The following is a 20,711-nucleotide window of genomic DNA, read 5'->3' as shown; positions in this document are numbered from 1 at the left end:
CAGTGCCAAGTAATTGTATTGATTAATACTAACCGACTGAAAGTGAGAAATGATGATCGGGTTGTGGATTGGCTTTAAGACCATAGCTTTTCGTTCATCTAACAAAGGGCTTACACCTTATTTATACTAAATACAATTTTTAATAGTATCCAAATAGTTTGTCCTCCAAACTGGCAGTCAGTGAATTAATGTCACCTTGGGGAGCAAAATAGGCAGGATAGGAGAGAAAATGCGTCAATTATGGGACATCATCGCTACCATTTTTAAAATTAGCTGGCGAGCGTTAAATTTTATCCGAGAATTTGTTTTCAATGCTATTTTCCTAGTGTTGTTTTTTGTTGTGATTGGCTCAATTGCCCTTTATCAATCAGATTCTCAACCCGAGAAAAACTATTTCGGGGCATTGTATGTCGATTTACAGGGTGTGATTGTTGACCAAGTCTCCGCTCCTGATCCATTCGGCCGTATGAGTCGTGAGTTATTAGGCACCTCAAATAGCCGTATGCAAGAAAACTCCTTGTTTGATATTGTCGATACCATTCGTACCGCAGCTAGCGATGACCGCATTACAGGGATGGTATTACGTTTAGATAACTTAACGGGGGCTGACCAGCCTTCTTTGGCTTACATCGGTAAAGCCATTAACGAATTCAAAGCTGCTGGGAAATCTGTCTATGCTGTTGGGAACAGTTATAACCAGTCACAATACTATCTCGCAAGTTTTGCTGATGATATTTATTTAACACCACAAGGCACTGTAGGGCTTTATGGCTTTGCGACTAACAGCATGTACTATAAGTCGCTGTTAGAAAGGCTTAAGGTTAGTAGTCATATATTCCGTGTGGGGACTTACAAATCTGCTGTTGAGCCACTCATGCGTGACGATATGTCACCAGAGGCACGCTTAGCCAATCAACAGTGGTTAGATGCCTTATGGAACAACTATTTATCTGAACTTGCCACAAATCGCAAAATGACCAGTGCTCAAATTTTCCCGGGTGCAGATGCGATATTATCGCAATTACGTGCTGTTAAGGGCGATAACGCTCAGTATGCGTTAAAACAACGGTTAGTGGATAAACTATATACAAATGAACAAGTTGAAGATTTGCTCTCTAAGCATTTCGGTTGGAATAAAGAAGATAAGCAGTTTAATAATATCAGTATTTACGATTACTCAGCGAAAATAGCCGATACAACTGCAAGCCAAGGGGGGAATATTGCTGTAATCGTTGTTCAAGGTGCGATTATGGACGGCCCTCAAACTGCGGGTATTGCAGGTGGAGACACCATTGCAGCTCAAATTCGTGATGCTCGTCTAGATGATAATATTAAAGCCATTGTATTACGCGTTAATAGTCCTGGTGGTAGTGTTAGTGCATCTGACCTGATCCGTAGCGAACTCGCTTCTGCTCATGCGGCAGGGAAACCTGTTGTAGTCTCAATGGGGGGCATGGCCGCATCTGGGGGCTATTGGGTATCGACGCCTGCTGATTATATTATTGCGAGCCCTAGTACTTTAACGGGTTCAATTGGTATTTTCGGTGTTATCAATACGTTTGAAAAATCATTAGATTCTATTGGCGTCTATACCGATGGGGTATCCACATCTCCCCTTGCAGATATTTCACTAACCAAAGGGATTAGCCCACAATTTGCCGATATGATGCAAATTACTATTGAAAATGGTTATGATACATTTATCGGTTTGGTCGCTAAATCACGTCACAAAACCCCTGCTGAAATAGACAAGATTGCTCAAGGCCGTGTATGGATAGGTCAGGATGCGCTCAAAAATGGCCTAGTTGACCAACTCGGTGATTTTGATAATGCCGTTGATAAAGCCGCAGAACTAGCTAAACTCACTGATGTTAAGCTAGATTGGATGAAACCTGAGCTGACTTTTATGGATCAACTGCTACTTGAATTAACCACCAATGTTCAAGCCGCAATGCCGGATGTACTACAAGTATTCCTACCTCCCGCAGTCGCGACGGATATTCGCCAGCAAGCACAATTTTTCCTAAAAATGAATGACCCGCAAAATCGCTATGCATTTTGCCTTAACTGTGCTGAAATCAACTAATCGCCCCTTTTCCCCTTCAACTTGTTTGAAGGGGATTTATCTCACAATCTAGTTAACTACCTAATTTAAACCTAGCAATTAGCAACTTAACGATAGTAATACACCAATAAATACGTCAAAATCCTAATAATCATTTTTCTTCACTGCGCAGTGATAATTTAGGTAATAAGATGCAAAAAAAATCAATTTATGTCGTCTACACAGGTGGAACCATTGGCATGCGCCATTCGCCACAAGGCTATATTCCTGTTTCTGGTCACCTACAAGCGCAATTGGCACAAATGCCCGAGTTTCACCGCCTTGAGATGCCTGAATTTACCATTCGCGAACATCAACCTCTGATAGACTCCTCGGATATTACACCAGAGGACTGGCAACTTATCGCCGATGATATTTCCGAGAATTACCCCCTATATGATGGCTTTGTGATTTTGCATGGTACGGATACCATGGCATTTACGGCTTCTGCATTATCATTTATGTTTGAAAACTTGAAAAAACCGGTGATAGTGACAGGGTCACAAATACCCTTAGAGGCACTGCGTTCAGATGGGCAAACTAACTTATTAAACGCCCTATATCTCGCCGCAAATTATCCAATAAATGAAGTTGGGTTATTTTTTAATAATAAGTTGTATCGTGGTAACCGTACCGTCAAAGCACATGCGGATGGTTTTGATGCCTTTAGTTCCCCAAACTGTTCCCCTTTAATGGAGGCAGGGATAAATATTCGCTCATTTAATACATGTCCAGCTCCCATTGGCATAGGCGAATTTAAAGCTCACCGGATTACCCCTCAACCTATTGGTGTTGTTACTCTCTATCCTGGCTTATCCATTGAGATTGTGCGTAATATTCTTCAACAACCCGTCAAAGCACTTATTTTACGTTCTTATGGCGTGGGTAATGCCCCTCAACAGCCCGAACTCTTGCGAATACTACGCGAAGCAACTAATAGAGGGATTATTGTGGTCAACCTGACACAATGTATTTCTGGCCGAGTCAATATGGAAGGGTATGCGACAGGTCACGCACTAGCAGACGCCGGGGTGATCAGTGGTTATGATATGACATTTGAGGCAGCATTAAGTAAATTGCATTACTTACTCAGCCAAAATTACACACCTGCATTAATTCGTGAATTAATGCAAAATAACTTACGCGGTGAACTGAGTTACGCTGATGACTAAATACTGGGGGCACAATGAAAACAGCTTTATTGTTAGTCGATTTACAAAATGATTTTTGTACTGGCGGGGCATTAGCCGTTAATGAAAGCGAACATGTCATTGAGGTCGCTAATAAAGCCATTGCACACTGTACACAACAACGCATCACCATTATTGCCAGCCAAGATTGGCACCCCGCCACACACTTGAGCTTTGCTGTTAATTCAGGCACAAAAGTCGGTGAGATAGGCAAACTCAATGGCCTTGACCAAGTTTGGTGGCCAGTACATTGTGTGCAAGGTGAGCTTGGCGCTAATTTTCACCCACGATTGAACCAGCAAGCCATTGAACAGGTGTTTACCAAAGGTGAAAACCCGCAAGTCGATAGTTACAGTGCTTTTTTTGATAACGATAGAGTCAGCCAAACCCAGTTACATGGGTGGCTACAGACTCAGAATATTTCCCATCTAATAGTCATGGGGATTGCCACTGACTATTGTGTGAAGTTCACAGTATTAGATGCATTAAAATTAGGCTATACGGTTGATGTCCTCACCGATGGGTGCCGAGGCGTTAATTTAGCTGCTGATGATAGCTTAAAAGCACTGCAAAGTATGGAAAAGGAAGGTGCGAAGTTAATCACCCTTGCCGACCTAAATTAAGACAATATTTGTGTATATACAAGTTTTCTCAAATACTTATCACAATGATAATGCTGAGAAAACTTGTTGTGACCCTGTCACTCGCGCAATGGTATTTTTATTATTCTTTCGATGACTAATTCTTACCTACCCTATTCATCATTATTTTGTGGCTTCAATGTTGCTAACATTTCACCTTGGAATAAGGCTTTCAGTTCTTGTTTGCTTTTCATCGTAATTTCACCATCAGTCCCAACAGTCATATGCTCTGGGTTATGGTTGTTCCGTGATTGCCACAATAATACCATTTGCAAACTGTGCTCTTTTTGCTCGCGAGTCAATGCAACGCCATCAGGCCATTTACCTAACTCAACCGCTGTCACTAGACGCTCATAAATCTCTGGGGTCATCGCCGCTAGTAGTTGCTCAAGTTGTTCTGGGTTTACTTCAACACTCACCGTAATGCTCCTTAAAAAGATAATGTATTCGTATTTGGTTATTATTATTTTTGCCCATATAGCTGAATCGTTATTGCTATGGTATTTTTTTCAACTTCAGCTTGCTTCAGCTCACTAACCACGTACCTTTTCGCCTCCCTCATCATCCAAAAAGCTTAATGATGCTGAATTAATACAATAGCGTTGGCCCGTCGGCTCTGGACCATCAGGAAATACATGCCCCAAATGCGCATTACAGTTCTGACAACGTACCTCAATACGGTGCATCCCGTGAGAAAAATCCTCAATGTATTTAATGGCGTCATCATTGATGGGTTGGTAGAAACTTGGCCACCCGCAGCCCGCGTCAAATTTAGTCTCAGACATAAATAAAGGTGAACCACAGCACAGACATTCATACACACCATCTTTACGGTTATGCAATAATTGCCCACTAAATGGGGGCTCGGTGCCCGCCTGTTGCGTGACATAACGCTGCATTTCATTTAGCTCTGAAATATCAATGCCTTGTCTTTCTTTACTTGACATAATTTACCCATGTATTTAAATAAATAGAGAGTTTAATTACTATCATACATCAATTTCAATCAACAAAAAATTAACAACATTTTCTGTAAAACTATTCTAAACTAAGAAGCATCTTACTTTCCGTTTTGATTTGTGAACCCTATCACATATATCACTGATAGATGGTTTCATTATGCTGCACAATCCCGATAATACGTGCGGCTGTATTTGTCACTAAAGTGGCTGACAAATAAGCAGTTAGTGGTATCAGAATTGATTTTTTTCAATAATTGACACGATTCCGCTTGACGGCTGGCAAGGTTTTGGTAACTTTAACTACAACTTAATTCACGAATAAATAGCTGGTGGAAATACTATGACTATCAAAGTAGGTATTAATGGTTTTGGTCGTATTGGCCGTATCGTTTTCCGTGCTGCACAAGAGCGTTCTGACATTGAAATCGTTGCTATCAACGACTTGCTTGATGCAGAATACATGGCTTACATGCTGAAATACGACTCAACTCATGGTCGTTTCAACGGTACTGTTGAAGTTAAAGATGGTCACCTAGTTGTAAACGGCAAAAAAATCCGTGTGACTGCAGAAAAAGATCCTGCAAATCTGAAATGGAACGAAGTCGGTGTTGATGTAGTCGCTGAAGCAACAGGTATCTTCCTGACTGACGAAACAGCGCGTAAACACATCCAAGCAGGCGCTAAAAAAGTTGTTCTAACTGGTCCTTCTAAAGATGACACCCCAATGTTTGTTATGGGCGTTAACCACAAAGCATACGCAGGTCAAGAAATCGTTTCTAACGCTTCTTGTACAACTAACTGCTTGGCTCCACTGGCTAAAGTTATCAACGATAAATTTGGTATCGTTGAAGGTCTAATGACAACTGTTCACGCAACAACTGCAACTCAAAAAACCGTTGATGGCCCTTCACATAAAGACTGGCGTGGTGGTCGTGGTGCTGCTCAAAACATCATCCCATCTTCAACTGGTGCTGCTAAAGCAGTAGGTAAAGTTATCCCTGAACTGAATGGCAAACTGACTGGTATGTCTTTCCGTGTCCCTACTCCTAACGTATCTGTTGTTGATTTAACTGTACGCTTAGAAAAACCAGCAACTTATACTCAAATCTGTGATGCTATCAAAGAAGCAGCAGCAGGTGAGTTAAAAGGCGTTCTGGGTTATACTGAAGACGATGTTGTATCAACTGACTTCAACGGTGAAAAACTGACTTCAGTATTCGATGCTAAAGCAGGTATCGCTCTGAATGATAACTTTGTTAAGTTAGTTTCTTGGTATGACAACGAAACTGGTTACTCTAACAAAGTATTAGACTTAATTGCTCATATCTCTAAATAAGCACTGTTAAGCAACAAGTCTGATTGAGCCGCCAATATGGCGGCTCTTTTGTATCTGTATTGAATATAAAATTAACGCTTCATAATTTTGCCTTCTTCGCTTATCGTTAATACCATTATTCGATACGCTATCAATATGACTTGTTTTAAAATGAATGTTATTCACTACGCTTGAAGTATGCGAATAGATACTCTAAATAATCTAAATTGCAGCAAAGCAACAAATAAGTCGCTAAACGCATACACACGTTTATGACTAGATGTGAATGAGCGTAGTCAACAATACCGCAGTTTGAAGTATGGCGAGTATTAACTCTGTTCCACTAACACAGGTCTAATACCATGCACGACAAAATTTTTGCTCTACCTGTTATTAAGCAGCTGTCTGCTTATATCACACAACGCCAACTTGGCGATCTCCCCCTAATTGTCGTTTCACATCCTAAAGTTTGTGGCGCTGTCAGTTTACAAGGTGCTCAGCTCATTGATTGGCAACCTGCTGGGCAAAAACCATGCCTTTGGTTAAGTTCCGAAAGTGCCTTCAAAGAAGGTGTCGCGATCCGTGGTGGTATCCCCATTTGTTGGCCATGGTTTGGTCCGGTTTCCCCACCTAGCCACGGCTTTGCTCGTCTCTTACCTTGGCAGTTCACCGCACATAATGAACATGAAGATGGTGTAATTTTAACCTTTACACTCACAGATACCGATTATACCCGTAAATTATGGCCTCATGAATTTACCTTAATCCTGAGAATGAAGCTTGGTGAAACCTGTGAGCTCGAATTAGAAAGTTATGGGGACTTCGAAACTACAGCGGCACTTCACACCTACTTCAATATTAGCGATATTCAAAAGGCTACCGTCTATGGGTTAGGTGGTCACTATTTTGATAAAGTCGCGGATAAAGAAGTATATGAAAATGAAGCGCTTAAATTCAATAAGCATATTGACCGCATTTACTCTGAACCCGAAGAATACAGTTTATTACGTGATGACGGCTGGGCTCGTACTATTGAGATTCACCATTATCATAACAGTGATGTTGTCTGCTGGAATCCTTGGGCTGAATTATCATGTAGCATGCAAGACATGCCAAATAATGGGTATAAACAAATGGTATGCGTTGAAACTGCCTGTATCAATGTGCCAATGAAAAGTGATGCACAACACCCTGCCCGTTTATCCCTTGTGATAATTACTCGTGAGAATAAACCACAAGATTAATAATCTAATTTCAAAAAAATACCCCCTGATAGAAATTACCTTTCAGAGGGTATTTTTTATTCATAGCAATCTTATAAGGTAAAATTAGAAAGTATAAGTTACCCCTGTCCATAAGATCGCAGAAACATCTTTATTTACCATTGGGCTGTCTTTAACTTCACTCGACATGAAGTCTACACGTCCCATAGCGAAAGCCGTCCAATTTTCATCAAAACGGTAATTACCTGACAACTCTAAGTACGGTGACCAGCTGTCACTTGGTTTATAACGTTTTAGCCCACTATTACGAGACTCTTTGGAAGAAACCCCATACTCATAACGTGTTTGATTTTTACTATCCCACTTAATACCTACACCTGGAGTCAGAGACCATTTGTCACCTTCAAAGCCATATAAATAAGCTGCTTCAGCGCGTAAGCCATTACTGATCCCTAAGATATCACCGGAGCCATTAAACCTTAATGTCCCCCAATCCGCTTTATGTCGATAGGTTAAACCCGCCATGACAGTATCACGACGGCGGTTTAGCTCACGCATGGCATCGTTATCATTTTCTTTAGGCTTGAAAAATTGTGGGTAATAATATGCATCCAATGATAATTGGTCTTGCTGATCATTCCACAAATAGTAACCTGCAGCTAATGTATGAAAGTAAAAATTTTCACTATCATAATTCACGATAGGAACTGGAGTTAGATAATCACGGGATTTAATCCCTTTATAAGGTGTCGATTGCGCCAATACTGAAGCACCTACTGACCATGTACCGGCAAGTGCAGTACTTGATAACACACTCAATGCAACTGCAAGTGTGGTTAACTTAATCGTTTTAGACATATAAAAACCTAAAAAAAATGAGAAATGGATCACTGATATATTATATCAATCCGAAACTATTCCCAATACTCATAACCTAAATCACATTTAAAGCTAAATATGTGAATTAAACAGCAAAATTGGTTAACATTCATTCTACGCTGTTTTGGTAAGATACAGGAACTCTTTTTGCTAATGCACACAATAATTCATACCCAATAGTCCCCGCTGCATGAGCAACATCATCAACAGGTAAATTTTGCCCCCACAGTTCAACCTTATCCCCTAATTGCAAATTGCGGCAATCACTCACGTCAATTGTTAGCATGTCCATAGAAACAGCCCCAAGCAGTGCACAACGCATTCCTTGGCACCATACTGGCGTTCCATTAGGCGCATGGCGGGGATAGCCATCGGCATAACCACATGCAACGGTTGCAATACGCATTGGTTTAGTCGAGGTAAACCTGCTTCCATAACCAATCGACTGCCCGGCTTCAATTTCATGGATTGCAATCACTTCTGATTGTAAACTCATCGCAGCTTTCAGGCCTAACCCTATAATATCTGCCGATTTGCCACTAGGTGAAGCGCCATACAATAAAATACCAGTTCGGATCCAATCATACTGCGTGTATTGGTGCCATAATGCAGCCCCTGAATTAGCAATGCAGGTTTCTAATGATAAATGTTGATACTGTTGAATAAGTTGAAAAGGTACTGTTACACCTGTTTTTGTATCTGAATTTGCGAAATGACTCATTAAGGTTAAGCTTTTTACATGGGGGATAGCTGCTAACCGTTCGACTACAGTTTCATAGTCAGTATGAGAAAAACCTAGCCGGTTCATACCACTATTCAACTTGATATATACTGAAATTGGCGCAGAAAACTGTGCATTTTCAATAGCCGCTAATTGCCAGTCACTATGGACACTGGTCGTCAAATTGTATTGGTCAATCAGCTGTAAGTCTTGTGGTTGAAAAAAGCCCTCTAATAACAAAATTGGCCCTTTCCACCCCTCATCACGCAATAAAATTGCCTCATGAAGATCTAACACAGCAAAACCATCGGTTTCTTTTAATGCTGGCCAAATATGCTTTATACCATGACCATAACCGTCCGCCTTCATGACTGACCAAATTTTACACTTTTCTGTGTGCTGCCGTACTATAGATAAGTTATGTTGCAAATTTTGTAGATGAATAACCGCACTAATTGGGCGTGGCATCTTAATTCCTTAAATACATTATTTTTTAATCAGCGATAGACTGTAATTGCAACTTCATGTACTCCCATTTAACGCACTGGCGTCAAATGACCGCTGCTTACAAGCTTGGTATTAAAACCATCAAGATACCTAAATACAGACAAATCATCCGAAGCAATATCAGGCGTGTTACCTGAAATTAAATCCGCCAGCAGTTTTCCAGAACCACATGCCATTGTCCAACCTAAAGTGCCATGCCCCGTGTTTAGATATAGATTATTGTATGCCGTTGGCCCGACTATTGGTGTGCCATCTGGCGTCATAGGCCGAAGCCCAGTCCAAAACTGAGCCTTTTCGATATCACCACCACCTTGATATAAATCTTGTACCACCATTTTTAAGGTTTCGCAGCGTTTTTTAAGGACATCAAGATTAAAACCGACAACTTCGGCCATTCCACCGACACGAATGCGATCATCAAAACGCGTTACAGCAATTTTATAAGTTTCATCAAGTATGGTAGAAGCGGGTGAACGCTGCTCATCAATAATCGGCATTGTTAATGAATACCCTTTTAATGGATAAACCGGAATTTGCACAAGACCCTGTAGTATTGATGTTGAATAAGACCCCATAGCAACAACATACTGATCCGCTTGCACGATTTGGCCATCAATACGGATACCACTAATACGTTTACCATCCGTTAAAATTTGTTCAACCTGTTGACCAAATTGGAATTTAACCCCAGCTAGTTGTGCCATTTTAGCGAGTTTTTTAGTAAATTGCTGGCAATCACCGGTTTCATCATTCGGCAACCTCAACCCACCAGTTAGCTTATGTTTAACAAATTCTAATGCAGGTTCAGCTTTAATGAGTTGGTCGGATGTTAAAAGCTCATAAGGCACGCCTTCCTGTTGTAACACTGCAATATCATTAGCAGCATTATCAAACTGTTTAGCTGTACGGAACAGCTGTAATGTGCCCCCTTGACGGGCTTCATAGCCAATCCCCGTATCAGCCCTAAGTTGCCGAATACAGTCGCGGCTATACTCCGCAATCCTTACCATGCGGCTTTTATTCATCGCATAATGTTGAATATCACAGTTTTTCAGCATCTGCCACATCCAGCGCAACTGAAATAACGTACCATCAGGCCGAATAGCTAATGGAGCATGTTTTTCAAACATCCACTTCACTGCTTTTAGTGGTATGCCTGGTGCCCCCCATGGCGTTGCGTAACCAGGGGATATTTGCCCTGCATTAGCTGCGCTGGTTTCTTCTGCTACATCATGCTGCCTATCAACAACCAGTACTTCATGGCCTTCTTGAGCTAAATACCATGCTGTTGTAACACCAATCACTCCTGCCCCTAACACTAGAACTTTCATAAGCACCCCAGATGCAAAGTATTCAATTATTATTTAGGATAATATTCTAGAAATCATTTGCCAATGTGGTGAATTAACACTTTTAACAAAATAGATAATAAAACCAACACTTGATGATTTTTATTTACAAAAAAGTTAATTATTCTAGTGAAATTAGAGCCAAAAAACAAAAAAGAACATATCAAATTGATTTTAAATAAAAATAATTAATCTCAAAAAAACCAAGTTCGATATTTTATACTTTAATTTAATGAATACTGTCTTTTATGGGTGGGTTTACAAATTACGTGACTTAAATTTTTATACTGAAAATATATTCTTTCCTAGTTTATTTATCCAAATAATAATCCATTATGAAAAAAACGATTAAAAATGTTAAAGGAAAGTATATGACTAAAAAGATCATCCCTATTATTTGCGCCCTGAATGTAATTTTTCTATCTATAGCCCCAAGTATTGCAGAAGAGTATTGCGAACCCACCATGAAAAGAAATTTGATAAAAGATAAAGGGAAAAATATATGCTTTTCTATAAGGCCCCTTCCTATATGTACCCCCCCAGCAACGGCAGTTTCTTATGTTAAAACTACAGTTCAATTCAATTGTGTAACTAAGGGTGAACATTTGGTTTTAAGCGAAAGTGAGCAATTAAACAAAATAATTACTCGGTTAGAAAATAAAGATGTAGATTATTCCGAAGATATTGCTATCCCTCGCTACTGTACATGTCCTAGCAAACTCTAGTTAATACATATTGTATTTACTAATCTAGTCAATCATTCACTTGTAAAAAAGCCAGCCGACATAAGATGCGGGCTGGCTTTTATGCCTTATCGATTACCTAATTTAGCGAGTGTGTGCTAAATCTGAAGGCATATTACCCTGCATACTATGCCAAATTAAGCCACTTTCCTTCCCGTAATTTCGGACACAATCCATAATGCGATCGTATGCTTGCTCACGGCAAAGATTACTCAATTGTTGGTAAAAACTTAATGCAAGGCGTCTTGCTTCAGGATTAGAGAAATAATAACGCCCAACACGCGTATATAGCCCTCTTAAGCCATTAATAATCAAACCGTAGATAGGGTTACCTGATGCGAATGCAAGCCCACGGAAGACGTTATAATCCAAATCACTAAATGCATCTGAATTATCATCAACTTTTTCTCGGCCAGCTAACACTTCTAACGACTTTTCAGGGTTATTACGAAATGCAGTACGAATAAAAATTGCAGCAATATTAGTCCGCACAGCTAATAAATTATCAATTAGCTGAGGCACTCTATCGTGATCCAATCTGGCCAGTGTTTCCAAAATATTGAGGCCTGATGTTTCCCAATAATTATTCACTTTTGTTGGTTTACCATGTTGAATAGTTAACCAACCGTCACGCGCTAGACGTTGCAACACCTCGCGAAGAGTTGTGCGTGTTACACCGATTAACTCGGAGAGTTCACGCTCAGCGGGTAGTATTGAACCTGGTGGAAAACGGTTGTTCCATATGCTCTCAATAATGTACTCTTCCGCGAAACCTGCCGGACTTTGAGCTTTAATAACCATATTTTTATTATTCCAAACATTTAGACGGATATTGGGGAAATCATACCAGATTGTCGTCTCCTGATATAGTTAGACTCAAAATAAAGAGTGAGACGAATCATAGAATTCCCATATAATTCATACATTATCAATTAGCAAATGGGCTTATAATCGATAAAAGATCAGAGTAGTATGTAATAGAACGTTACACGACATCCGTATAAAGAGGATAACGAACCATAATGGATTTTAGTTTAAAAAGTGCTTTTTTGAAAAATTTTCTTGGAAATTCACCAGATTGGTACAAATTAGCAATTATCATATTTCTAATAATAAACCCTGTTGTTTTCTATTTTATCAGCCCTTTTGTGGCAGGCTGGTTATTGGTAATTGAATTTATATTCACCTTAGCAATGGCACTTAAGTGTTATCCATTGCAACCTGGGGGGTTATTAGCAATCGAAGCCGTGATCATCGGCATGACGACACCAAAACAAATTTCACATGAAATAAGCAATAACCTTGAGGTTATTTTACTGTTGATCTTTATGGTCGCCGGTATCTACTTCATGAAGCAATTGCTCTTGTTCGTTTTTACCAAACTGTTGATAAACGTGCGTTCTAAACGCATCCTTTCCCTTGCATTTTGTATGGCGAGTGCATTTTTATCTGCATTTTTAGATGCCTTAACGGTTATAGCCGTAGTCATTAGCGTCTCAATTGGTTTTTATTCTATTTACCATCAATATGCTTCTAACCAACACAGCGATACCGACTTACAAAATGATGGTTTTATTGATAGCACAGAAAAAAAACAAACACTTGAACAGTTCCGTTCTTTTTTGCGCAGCATAATGATGCATGCGGGTATTGGTACTGCCCTTGGTGGGGTGATGACAATGGTGGGGGAACCACAAAATCTGATCATCGCTAAACATGTTAACTGGGACTTTATCACTTTTTATATCCGTATGGCGCCCGTCACTATTCCTGTCTTTATTTGTGGGTTATTAGTGTGCTTTCTTGTCGAGAAGTTTAAGTTATTTGGTTATGGAGCTGAACTCCCTGCTTCCGTGCGCCAAATATTAACCGAGCACGATAAAAAACTAACTGAAAAACGCACCAAAAAAGAGCTGGCACAACTGATTGTTCAAGGTTTAATCGGTATCTGGTTAATTGTGGCTCTTGCTTTCCATTTAGCAGAAGTTGGCTTAATTGGGTTATCGGTCATTGTGATGGCAACCGCTTTTTGCGGCATCACAGAAGAACACGCTCTAGGTAAAGCTTTCGAGGAGGCGCTACCATTTACCGCATTACTTACGGTGTTTTTTAGTATTGTAGCGGTTATCATTGACCAACAGCTATTTACTCCGTTTATTCAATTTGTATTACAGTCATCTGAATCGTCGCAGTTGTCATTGTTCTATCTGTTCAATGGCCTATTATCTGCCGTTTCAGACAATGTATTTGTTGGGACTGTGTATATTACCGAAGCCCTAAAAGCAGCAAATGACGGCTTAGTATCAATGGAACAATACCAATTTCTAGCGGTTGCAATTAATACAGGGACAAACTTACCTTCTGTTGCCACCCCTAATGGTCAAGCTGCTTTCTTATTTTTGCTGACTTCAGCGTTATCACCTTTGATCCGTTTATCATATGGCCGGATGGTATGGATGGCTTTGCCTTATACCATTGTCATGACAATTGTCGGCTTATTAGGCGTTGAGTTATGGCTAGTACCAATAACCTATTGGATGGAAAGTATTGGTTTGATTACATTTGCACAATAACTATACTGATAAACTATGAGCCGTATGCAAATACGGCTCATTTGTAATTTTGCGTAAAACCCTATCTAAAATTGCATTATTTCACTTTAAGTGCTTTTTTTATCCGTCTGATAAGGGCAAAATGTGCGCATCACTCAATTAGGATATTAAGTATGTTCAGATTTTTTAACTACTGCTCACAAGGAAGAGGTGCATGGCTATTGATGGCCTTTACTGCCTTCATGCTCGAGTGTGCTGCTCTATATTTTCAACATGTGATGAAACTACAACCCTGTGTAATGTGTATCTATGAACGCGTTGCATTACTTGGTGTTATGGCTGCCGGCTTAATAGGCGCAATTGCACCACGTAATATTATCATTCGTTGGGTTGCTATCATTATTTGGGTTTATTCTGCTTGGCGTGGCTTAGAGCTTTCTTGGGAACATACCATGCTCCAGCTCTATCCTTCTCCATTCGCATCTTGTGATTTCTTTGTGAACTTCCCTGATTGGCTACCATTGCAAACTTGGGTTCCAGCAGTATTTGAAGCGACGGGTGACTGCGCGGTTAGGCAGTGGGCATTTTTAGGGCTCGATATGCCTCAATGGTTGATTGGTATTTTTGCTGTTTATTTTGTTATCGCCATTATTGTTGCCATTAGCCAATTCTTCCCTGCTAAAAAATGATTTAAACCTTCTTATTGTATCCCCCTAGCTTTAATTTCAAACTAGGGGGATATCTTACATTTAATCTGATTGATAAATATAAATACACATAATTACTGTATTACGTGTTCTAATTTGATTGGGATATTTTTATAGGCAGGTATCCCACATTCCGGGTCATAACTATCCAATGAAATTAAATTATTGGCTTCAGGGAAATAAGTCGCAACGCAACGGTCAGCCATATCATAGATAACCACCGTTAAATTATCTAAACGGCGCTTAGTCGGTTTTTGGTTGCTATCTAACGCAATTAAGTTAACTTTATCCCCCGCTTTTAATTTCTGTTTTTGCGCCTCAGCACCGCTAATAAAAACGACATCCCTTTGCCCAAATACCCCACGATAGCGGTCATTTAACCCGTATATGGTCGTATTATACTGGTCATGGCTGCGCAATGTCGCAAGAACTAGCTCACTATTTACCGCTGAATTAGGGTCTTCAATCACCCCAACAGTTGGAATGAAATTAGCTTTACCTGATTTAGTTAACCAACGCCGCTCAGAAGCCGCATTTGTAAGGTGAAAGCCTCCCGGTATTTTGATGCGGGCGTTAAAGTTATCAAAACCGGGTAATACTGCTTCCATTGCATCACGGATCAGGTCGTAATTACCAATGAAAGCATCCCATTCAACTTTACTATTCGGTATTGTCGCTTTGGCAATCCCTGCAACAATGGCACATTCAGATTTCAAATAAGGGCTACAAGGTTTTAATAATCCCTTTGAGGCATGTACCATTGACATTGAGTCTTCCACTGTCACGCATTGCACTCCACTACTTTGCCTGTCGATTTCACTTCGCCCCAGCACTGGTAGTATGAATGTATTTTTGGCTGTTAATAAATGAGAACGGTTAAGTTTAGTCGCAGTATGCACAGCCAAATCAAGCTTTTTCATGCCTTCAAAGCAGGCATCTTTATCAGGCATGGCAACCGCCAAGTTGCCCCCCATACAGATTAATGCGTTTGCACTCCCATTATAAATCGCTTGCATACTGGCAACTGCAGCATGACCGAACTCACTCGGAGGACGAAAACCAAAACGCTGTTCAATTTTATCAAGAAAACTTTTAGATGGTTTTTCTGTGATCCCGACCGTACGGTCGCCCTGTACGTTAGAGTGCCCCCTTAGTGGGCAAATCCCTGCGCCTTCTCGCCCAATATTACCTTTCAGCAACAATAAGTTGACTAATTGCTGTACGTTTTTAGTTCCATGCTGATGCTGAGTTATCCCCATGCCATAGCAAATTATGGTGCTTTTCGCTTCAATATAAAGGTCTGCGATTTCATCAATAGACTCATGCGATAAGCCTGATACCCTTAAAATATCGTCCCAACTGGTCGTCAATAAATCATTTTTTAATGTTTCATACCCATCGGTATGGGCTGATATAAACTCGGTATCTAGGAGCGCTTTTTCGCCTGAGTCAATGGCCGCCTGATGTCGCTCAATCAGCCGCTTCATGACCCCTTTGATTAAAGCTGTATCTCCCCCAATCCGCACTTTATAATAATGACCAGCAAGTGGGGTTGATTCTAATGTCAGCATTTCTATTACGTCTTGCGGATATGTAAAACGTTCAAGACCACGTTCTCTTAACGGATTAATCGCTATAATTTTAGCTCCCCGTTTAGAAACTTCACGTAACGAACTAAGCATTCGTGGATGGTTAGTCCCAGGGTTATGGCCGATACAAATAATTAAATCCGCTTTATCAAAATCCTCTAATAATACCGTTGCTTTACCAACCCCTATCGAAGCAGCTAGCCCAACACTTGTGGGCTCATGACACATATTTGAACAGTCAGGAAAATTATTTGTTCCGTATTCTCTGGCCAGTAATTGATATAAAAATGCCGCTTCATTCGAAGTTCTACCTGACGTATAAAATTCAACAGTATTTGGATCAGAATAACTCCGCAGACGCTCTCCTATTTGTTGAAATGCATCATCCCATTCGACCGGTTCATATTTATCTGTTAATGAATTATATTTCATTGGGTGCGTTAAACGTCCTTCATTCTCTAAATGAAAATCATCCCAATCAAGTAATTCAGTTACTGTATGTTTTTCAAAAAAATGGGGGGTAGTACGTTTTGATGTGGCCTCCCAAGCAATGGCTTTGGCTCCATTTTCGCAGATATCGAAAGAAGCGGTATGTACTGGATCTGGCCACGCACACCCCGGACAGTCAAAGCCGTCGACCTTATTCATATCAAACATTGCAATAATATCATGACCCACTTTCATTTGTTCGCGCAATGCTTCTGCAACAGCTTTAACTGCCCCCCAACCGGCGGCAGGTCCAGTGTATTCTTCAATTTTCTTTTTCATTTGTCATTACTCTTTAATAAATAGAACATGTATTTATCTGCGTTTTTATAATTATCTAAATTGCTTTTACAATTTAATACTAGTAATTAAAAAATTAAATATCAATAATTAAATTAAGGACTTAAATAGATGCTCGCAATTAGATGATGGACAAATGAATGTTTTAAAATAAAAATAAAACCTAATAAATAATTATTAAAATTATTTTATGAATTTAATGTTTAATATTTAATAAGTAATCAACCTCATATTAACGATTAATAAGAGGTTAATACATTTCATAAAAAGATGAGTTATATGCAAGCACCGGATTGAATAATATCAGCAGCGCAACGTTTACCATTGGCGAATTGACAAACCGCAGTTTGAGTTCCATTTAACTCTAGAGTAAGTGCAGGTAAACCGCCAGCCGAAACACAAGCTTCTTGTACACCTGGGCCCAAATTAACAATTTGTTGAGCATAATTTGCAGCTACGGTATCTGCTTGGTCGGTTTTATTTCCACCAGAACTGCTACAGGCGGATAAAGTGAAAACGAATGCCCCAGCAGCAACCATTGACATTATCGTTTGTAACCGCAAATTGATTCTAAGTCTCATTTCTTTCTCCGCTAACACTCGCTCTACATAATGATTTTGTAGCACTTATTAATGCGTACCACTCTTTGAGAGTAGATTGATGATTAAAACACCAACTATAATAAACAGCATACCAATAATTGCAGGTAAATCGAGCTTTTGGTTGTAAATATAAATTGCAGCAATAGAAACTAACACAATCCCTAACCCTGACCAGATCGCATAAGCTATCCCTAATGGCATTACTTTGACTACTTGCGAAAGTCCCCAAAAAGACACCGCATAACCAATCACCACCACTAAAGAAGGCCAAAAACGACTAAAACCATCTGAAGCCTTAAGCGTTGTCGTAGCAATAACCTCAGCGATAATAGAAATAAATAAAAAGCTCAGCCCTTTCATACATTTTCCTTATTATTAAAATTATTAACGGTAAAATTTACCCTATACCTTTTATTCATACAAATAATGAACAATAAAAAGCCCCATCTTTCTTTACGAAAGACAGAGCGTTATTTTTATAAATTTTCTTACAAAACTGACTAATGGCTTGTTGCAACTGCAGTTTTATCTTCCAGCGATTGACTATAGCGTTTAAATAAGTAAATACACAAAATCAATGTAATTATACCAATACACCCGCCAATATAACCAATATTAGTCATCCCCATATGAACAATAACTAGGTTCCCCAGTAGCGCACCGCCACCAATACCTATATTAAAAATCCCTGAGAAAATTGACATTGCCAAGTCAGTTGCATCAGGAGATAAATCAATCACTTTAACCTGTAGACCTAAGCCGATACACATCATGGCGATACCCCAGAAAACGGATAGCATAATCAACGACCAGACATCTGAGCCTAAAGGCATTAGCAATAATAAACACACCGTCATTAGGGCAATTGCTGTTGGTAAGAAAAACAACGAAAACTTGCTACTATAACGACTAAATATAACACTCCCGATAATGCCAGCCCCACCAAAAATCAGTAACAATAATGTCGCAAAATTTTGGCTTTGCAATGCGATTTCACGGACAAAAGGTTCAATGTAACTGTAAGCAGTAAAATGAGCAGTCACAGCTAGAACAGTTAACGCAAACATCCCCACCAGTGCGGGACGTTTAAATAAGACGGGGACACTTTTTAACGAACCGGAGTGTTCACTCGGTAAACGAGGTAGGAAACGTATTAACACTATCATGGTAAATAAGGCAATAACACCAATACATAAAAAGGTGACCCTCCACCCTAAAAATTGCCCTATTACACGCCCAATTGGTAGCCCTAAAACAGTTGCTAATGCGGTACCTGTTGCTAATAAGCCCAACGCTTGCGCCTTCTTGCCTGCAGGTGCAACACGAATAGCTAAAGAAGCCGTTATCGACCAAAATACCGCATGCGATAAAGCAACGCCAATTCGCCCACCAATTAGTATTTCAAAGCTCCATGCAAACCCTGAAATAATATGGCTAACAATAAAAATGACAAATAAAAAAGCTAATAATTTACGACGCTCAATTTTACTGGTTAATAACATTAAGGGTAACGACATCAATGCTACGACCCAAGCATAAATCGTAATCATTAACCCTGTATGAGCGACTGACATGTCAAAACTTTGTGCAATATCACTAAGTAGTGCAACTGGGACAAATTCTGTTGTATTAAAAACAAACGCTGCAACCGCAAGAGCGACTACGCGGATCCACGCTGTTCTTCTAGAAACCTGAGTCATATTCATCTTAGCCTTCATTTCCCACAAGTAAAATGCACTAACTGATTAACAGCTTGTGAAGGTTGCCGCGAAAGGATATTAATATTCGATATGGGTTTGATTAACCATTCAGCTCTTATTTAAGCTAAAACCCATTTTTGTGAATTATATCACAACTTTCAGTGGGGCTTAAAGGTCAGGCTTCCGCCAGCGAGCACAAAAACAGGAAGGTTTCCCTGTTATATCCCCCCCTTAACGTATATAGGTTCCCCTTGTTTAGCAAATAACTATTACGCTCATTTATCTGAAAGCACATATCATTCCTTTTTATGCTACAATCTCACGATTATTTTTTATTTTTAAAGGACCTTGTTAATGAAAAACCATTTCCCTACTGATCCTGACGTGAATACTTTAGCTGATGAGATAACTTGTTTAAAAAATTTACTCACTCATATGCTTAAAGCTATTGGTCAAGCTGATGCAGGTAAAATTTTAATCAAAATGCAACGTGAAATCGCACTCATAGAAGATGAAAAACAAGCAGAAACCTATAAAAACACGTTAGAACAAATAAAAACGGCCTATCGCCAATAGATTATTTAGCGATAAATGCTATTTTAAGGATATATATTCTATTGAATGGTTTAAACTGCACAAATAACTAAGTTTTGAATTTTTAAATCAACTATCTTAGTTCTCGAATTAAACCATTCTTTATTCATTTAGCTCCCCCTTCAGACCCTATGAAGGGGGCTTTTTTTATCTACCAACACAGTTTATTAATTAAACATTATTCCGCTTATAAATATCTTGGCAGTACTGCACGTACTCATCGAGTGTTGTAGTTGAAGTTTGTTTTTCCCAACATTTTTGTTCTTCAAAGGCCCATACTTTGAACAATTGACCAAGATTGGCTCCTGACATCCCAACCTCTTTATAGATCCTATGATAAAAACCTTGTTCAGAACGGTAGATTTCAAATTTAAATGCAACTAGTCGTGCGGGATTTGTCGTTGTCATAAAATCATTACCAAACACCAACGTTTTTTCCAGAATATCCATTTGGTCTCCTTGTGAATAAGTCAAAAGTTAATAGATAATATTTCATAAGTGAAAATTGATTAACTATTCTTAGCATAGCGCATTTAAACCTATTGCG

20 protein-coding genes are annotated in these 20,711 nt (G+C 39.5%); 9 read left to right on the top strand and 11 right to left on the bottom strand.

Annotation, left to right across the window (positions count from 1 at the left end):
• Window positions 1–229 precede the first annotated feature (229 nt).
• The 3 genes from sppA (at window position 230) to pncA (ending at window position 3,917) form a co-directional block, all read left to right on the top strand.
• Entirely contained in the window at window positions 230–2,086 is a 1,857-nt protein-coding gene (gene sppA / locus ABE954_RS10610; RefSeq protein ID WP_042843626.1) for a signal peptide peptidase SppA, read from the top strand.
• A gap of 170 nt (window positions 2,087–2,256) precedes the next feature.
• Window positions 2,257–3,276, top strand: a complete 1,020-nt coding sequence (gene ansA, locus ABE954_RS10605) for an asparaginase (protein ID WP_042843625.1) — start codon at window positions 2,257–2,259, stop codon at window positions 3,274–3,276.
• A gap of 14 nt (window positions 3,277–3,290) precedes the next feature.
• Window positions 3,291–3,917: a bifunctional nicotinamidase/pyrazinamidase gene (gene pncA / locus ABE954_RS10600; RefSeq protein ID WP_371025433.1), complete on the top strand. Its 627-nt coding sequence runs from the start codon at window positions 3,291–3,293 to the stop codon at window positions 3,915–3,917.
• 131 nt (window positions 3,918–4,048) lie between these two features.
• Here pncA and ABE954_RS10595 read toward each other — a convergent pair whose 3' ends face one another.
• Window positions 4,049–4,306 carry a YeaC family protein gene (locus ABE954_RS10595; RefSeq protein ID WP_048607291.1) on the bottom strand — a complete coding sequence of 86 codons (258 nt, stop codon included), beginning with the start codon at window positions 4,304–4,306 and terminating at the stop codon, window positions 4,049–4,051.
• A 162-nt stretch (window positions 4,307–4,468) separates the two neighbouring features.
• Complete coding sequence (gene msrB / locus ABE954_RS10590) at window positions 4,469–4,882, bottom strand: peptide-methionine (R)-S-oxide reductase MsrB (protein WP_042843621.1); 414 nt, start codon at window positions 4,880–4,882, stop codon at window positions 4,469–4,471.
• Between the two features lie 355 nt (window positions 4,883–5,237).
• Between msrB and gapA the strand changes: the two genes are divergently transcribed.
• Together gapA and ABE954_RS10580 are read left to right on the top strand one after the other, a co-directional pair.
• Window positions 5,238–6,233 carry a glyceraldehyde-3-phosphate dehydrogenase gene (gene gapA / locus ABE954_RS10585; RefSeq protein ID WP_004911198.1) on the top strand — a complete coding sequence of 332 codons (996 nt, stop codon included), beginning with the start codon at window positions 5,238–5,240 and terminating at the stop codon, window positions 6,231–6,233.
• Window positions 6,234–6,574: 341 nt separating this feature from the next.
• Window positions 6,575–7,456: a D-hexose-6-phosphate mutarotase gene (locus tag ABE954_RS10580; protein WP_371025432.1), complete on the top strand. Its 882-nt coding sequence runs from the start codon at window positions 6,575–6,577 to the stop codon at window positions 7,454–7,456.
• 84 nt (window positions 7,457–7,540) lie between these two features.
• On the opposite strand, the gene ABE954_RS10575 is transcribed toward ABE954_RS10580, so the two are convergent.
• The 3 genes from ABE954_RS10575 to ABE954_RS10565 form a co-directional block, all read right to left on the bottom strand.
• Entirely contained in the window at window positions 7,541–8,293 is a 753-nt protein-coding gene (locus ABE954_RS10575; RefSeq protein ID WP_129465961.1) for a MipA/OmpV family protein, read from the bottom strand.
• 130 nt (window positions 8,294–8,423) lie between these two features.
• Window positions 8,424–9,503 carry an alanine racemase gene (alr, locus tag ABE954_RS10570; protein WP_210787139.1) on the bottom strand — a complete coding sequence of 360 codons (1,080 nt, stop codon included), beginning with the start codon at window positions 9,501–9,503 and terminating at the stop codon, window positions 8,424–8,426.
• 68 nt (window positions 9,504–9,571) lie between these two features.
• Window positions 9,572–10,873: a D-amino acid dehydrogenase gene (locus ABE954_RS10565; protein WP_048607295.1), complete on the bottom strand. Its 1,302-nt coding sequence runs from the start codon at window positions 10,871–10,873 to the stop codon at window positions 9,572–9,574.
• A gap of 389 nt (window positions 10,874–11,262) precedes the next feature.
• Here ABE954_RS10565 and ABE954_RS10560 point away from each other — a divergent pair, with 389 nt between their 5' ends.
• Entirely contained in the window at window positions 11,263–11,616 is a 354-nt protein-coding gene (locus tag ABE954_RS10560; RefSeq protein WP_048607296.1) for a hypothetical protein, read from the top strand.
• A gap of 102 nt (window positions 11,617–11,718) precedes the next feature.
• Here the strand turns inward: ABE954_RS10560 and fadR are convergent, their stop codons facing one another.
• Complete coding sequence (fadR, locus tag ABE954_RS10555) at window positions 11,719–12,435, bottom strand: fatty acid metabolism transcriptional regulator FadR (protein WP_042843613.1); 717 nt, start codon at window positions 12,433–12,435, stop codon at window positions 11,719–11,721.
• A gap of 221 nt (window positions 12,436–12,656) precedes the next feature.
• On the opposite strand from fadR, the gene nhaB reads away from it, so the two are divergent.
• Window positions 12,657–14,207: a sodium/proton antiporter NhaB gene (gene nhaB / locus ABE954_RS10550; protein WP_042843612.1), complete on the top strand. Its 1,551-nt coding sequence runs from the start codon at window positions 12,657–12,659 to the stop codon at window positions 14,205–14,207.
• Between the two features lie 152 nt (window positions 14,208–14,359).
• A complete protein-coding gene (dsbB, locus tag ABE954_RS10545; protein WP_048607298.1) occupies window positions 14,360–14,875 on the top strand; it encodes a disulfide bond formation protein DsbB in 516 nt (171 codons plus the stop codon).
• A gap of 92 nt (window positions 14,876–14,967) precedes the next feature.
• On the opposite strand, the gene ABE954_RS10540 is transcribed toward dsbB, so the two are convergent.
• The 4 genes from ABE954_RS10540 to ABE954_RS10525 form a co-directional block, all read right to left on the bottom strand.
• Window positions 14,968–17,250 (bottom strand): FdhF/YdeP family oxidoreductase, encoded by a 2,283-nt coding sequence (locus ABE954_RS10540; protein WP_042843610.1) that lies wholly within the window; start codon window positions 17,248–17,250, stop codon window positions 14,968–14,970.
• A gap of 293 nt (window positions 17,251–17,543) precedes the next feature.
• Window positions 17,544–17,849, bottom strand: coding sequence for a DUF333 domain-containing protein (locus ABE954_RS10535; RefSeq protein WP_042843609.1), 306 nt, complete (start codon window positions 17,847–17,849; stop codon window positions 17,544–17,546).
• 48 nt (window positions 17,850–17,897) lie between these two features.
• Window positions 17,898–18,230 carry a multidrug efflux SMR transporter gene (locus tag ABE954_RS10530; RefSeq protein WP_042843608.1) on the bottom strand — a complete coding sequence of 111 codons (333 nt, stop codon included), beginning with the start codon at window positions 18,228–18,230 and terminating at the stop codon, window positions 17,898–17,900.
• 140 nt (window positions 18,231–18,370) lie between these two features.
• Window positions 18,371–19,570: a sugar transporter gene (locus ABE954_RS10525; protein WP_370661192.1), complete on the bottom strand. Its 1,200-nt coding sequence runs from the start codon at window positions 19,568–19,570 to the stop codon at window positions 18,371–18,373.
• Window positions 19,571–19,924: 354 nt separating this feature from the next.
• Between ABE954_RS10525 and ABE954_RS10520 the strand changes: the two genes are divergently transcribed.
• Window positions 19,925–20,146, top strand: coding sequence for a DUF2594 family protein (locus tag ABE954_RS10520; protein ID WP_042843606.1), 222 nt, complete (start codon window positions 19,925–19,927; stop codon window positions 20,144–20,146).
• Between the two features lie 189 nt (window positions 20,147–20,335).
• Here the strand turns inward: ABE954_RS10520 and ABE954_RS10515 are convergent, their stop codons facing one another.
• Entirely contained in the window at window positions 20,336–20,614 is a 279-nt protein-coding gene (locus ABE954_RS10515) for a hypothetical protein (protein WP_042843605.1), read from the bottom strand.
• Between the last annotated feature and the right edge of the window lie 97 nt (window positions 20,615–20,711).

This window comes from Providencia sp. TYF-12, from assembly GCF_041344805.1.
Classification (GTDB): domain Bacteria; phylum Pseudomonadota; class Gammaproteobacteria; order Enterobacterales; family Enterobacteriaceae; genus Providencia; species Providencia huashanensis.
Note: the sequence above shows the minus strand (reverse complement) of the source record. Positions and strands in the feature narration are given on the sequence as shown.

Bases quoted from the DNA above. Each gene is read 5' to 3' on its own strand.
- msrB (WP_042843621.1), bottom strand. From the start codon at position 4,882: ATGTCAAGTAAAGAAAGACAAGGCATTGATATTTCAGAGCTAAATGAA.
- ABE954_RS10565 (WP_048607295.1), bottom strand. From the start codon at position 10,873: ATGAAAGTTCTAGTGTTAGGGGCAGGAGTGATTGGTGTTACAACAGCA.
- gapA (WP_004911198.1), top strand. From the start codon at position 5,238: ATGACTATCAAAGTAGGTATTAATGGTTTTGGTCGTATTGGCCGTATC.
- ABE954_RS10520 (WP_042843606.1), top strand. From the start codon at position 19,925: ATGAAAAACCATTTCCCTACTGATCCTGACGTGAATACTTTAGCTGAT.
- ABE954_RS10530 (WP_042843608.1), bottom strand. From the start codon at position 18,230: ATGAAAGGGCTGAGCTTTTTATTTATTTCTATTATCGCTGAGGTTATT.
- pncA (WP_371025433.1), top strand. From the start codon at position 3,291: ATGAAAACAGCTTTATTGTTAGTCGATTTACAAAATGATTTTTGTACT.
- fadR (WP_042843613.1), bottom strand. From the start codon at position 12,435: ATGGTTATTAAAGCTCAAAGTCCGGCAGGTTTCGCGGAAGAGTACATT.
- alr (WP_210787139.1), bottom strand. From the start codon at position 9,503: ATGCCACGCCCAATTAGTGCGGTTATTCATCTACAAAATTTGCAACAT.
- ansA (WP_042843625.1), top strand. From the start codon at position 2,257: ATGCAAAAAAAATCAATTTATGTCGTCTACACAGGTGGAACCATTGGC.
- ABE954_RS10540 (WP_042843610.1), bottom strand. From the start codon at position 17,250: ATGAAAAAGAAAATTGAAGAATACACTGGACCTGCCGCCGGTTGGGGG.
- ABE954_RS10595 (WP_048607291.1), bottom strand. From the start codon at position 4,306: ATGACCCCAGAGATTTATGAGCGTCTAGTGACAGCGGTTGAGTTAGGT.
- ABE954_RS10535 (WP_042843609.1), bottom strand. From the start codon at position 17,849: ATGAGACTTAGAATCAATTTGCGGTTACAAACGATAATGTCAATGGTT.
- ABE954_RS10580 (WP_371025432.1), top strand. From the start codon at position 6,575: ATGCACGACAAAATTTTTGCTCTACCTGTTATTAAGCAGCTGTCTGCT.
- ABE954_RS10515 (WP_042843605.1), bottom strand. From the start codon at position 20,614: ATGGATATTCTGGAAAAAACGTTGGTGTTTGGTAATGATTTTATGACA.
- dsbB (WP_048607298.1), top strand. From the start codon at position 14,360: ATGTTCAGATTTTTTAACTACTGCTCACAAGGAAGAGGTGCATGGCTA.
- ABE954_RS10560 (WP_048607296.1), top strand. From the start codon at position 11,263: ATGACTAAAAAGATCATCCCTATTATTTGCGCCCTGAATGTAATTTTT.
- ABE954_RS10525 (WP_370661192.1), bottom strand. From the start codon at position 19,570: ATGACTCAGGTTTCTAGAAGAACAGCGTGGATCCGCGTAGTCGCTCTT.
- ABE954_RS10575 (WP_129465961.1), bottom strand. From the start codon at position 8,293: ATGTCTAAAACGATTAAGTTAACCACACTTGCAGTTGCATTGAGTGTG.
- nhaB (WP_042843612.1), top strand. From the start codon at position 12,657: ATGGATTTTAGTTTAAAAAGTGCTTTTTTGAAAAATTTTCTTGGAAAT.
- sppA (WP_042843626.1), top strand. From the start codon at position 230: ATGCGTCAATTATGGGACATCATCGCTACCATTTTTAAAATTAGCTGG.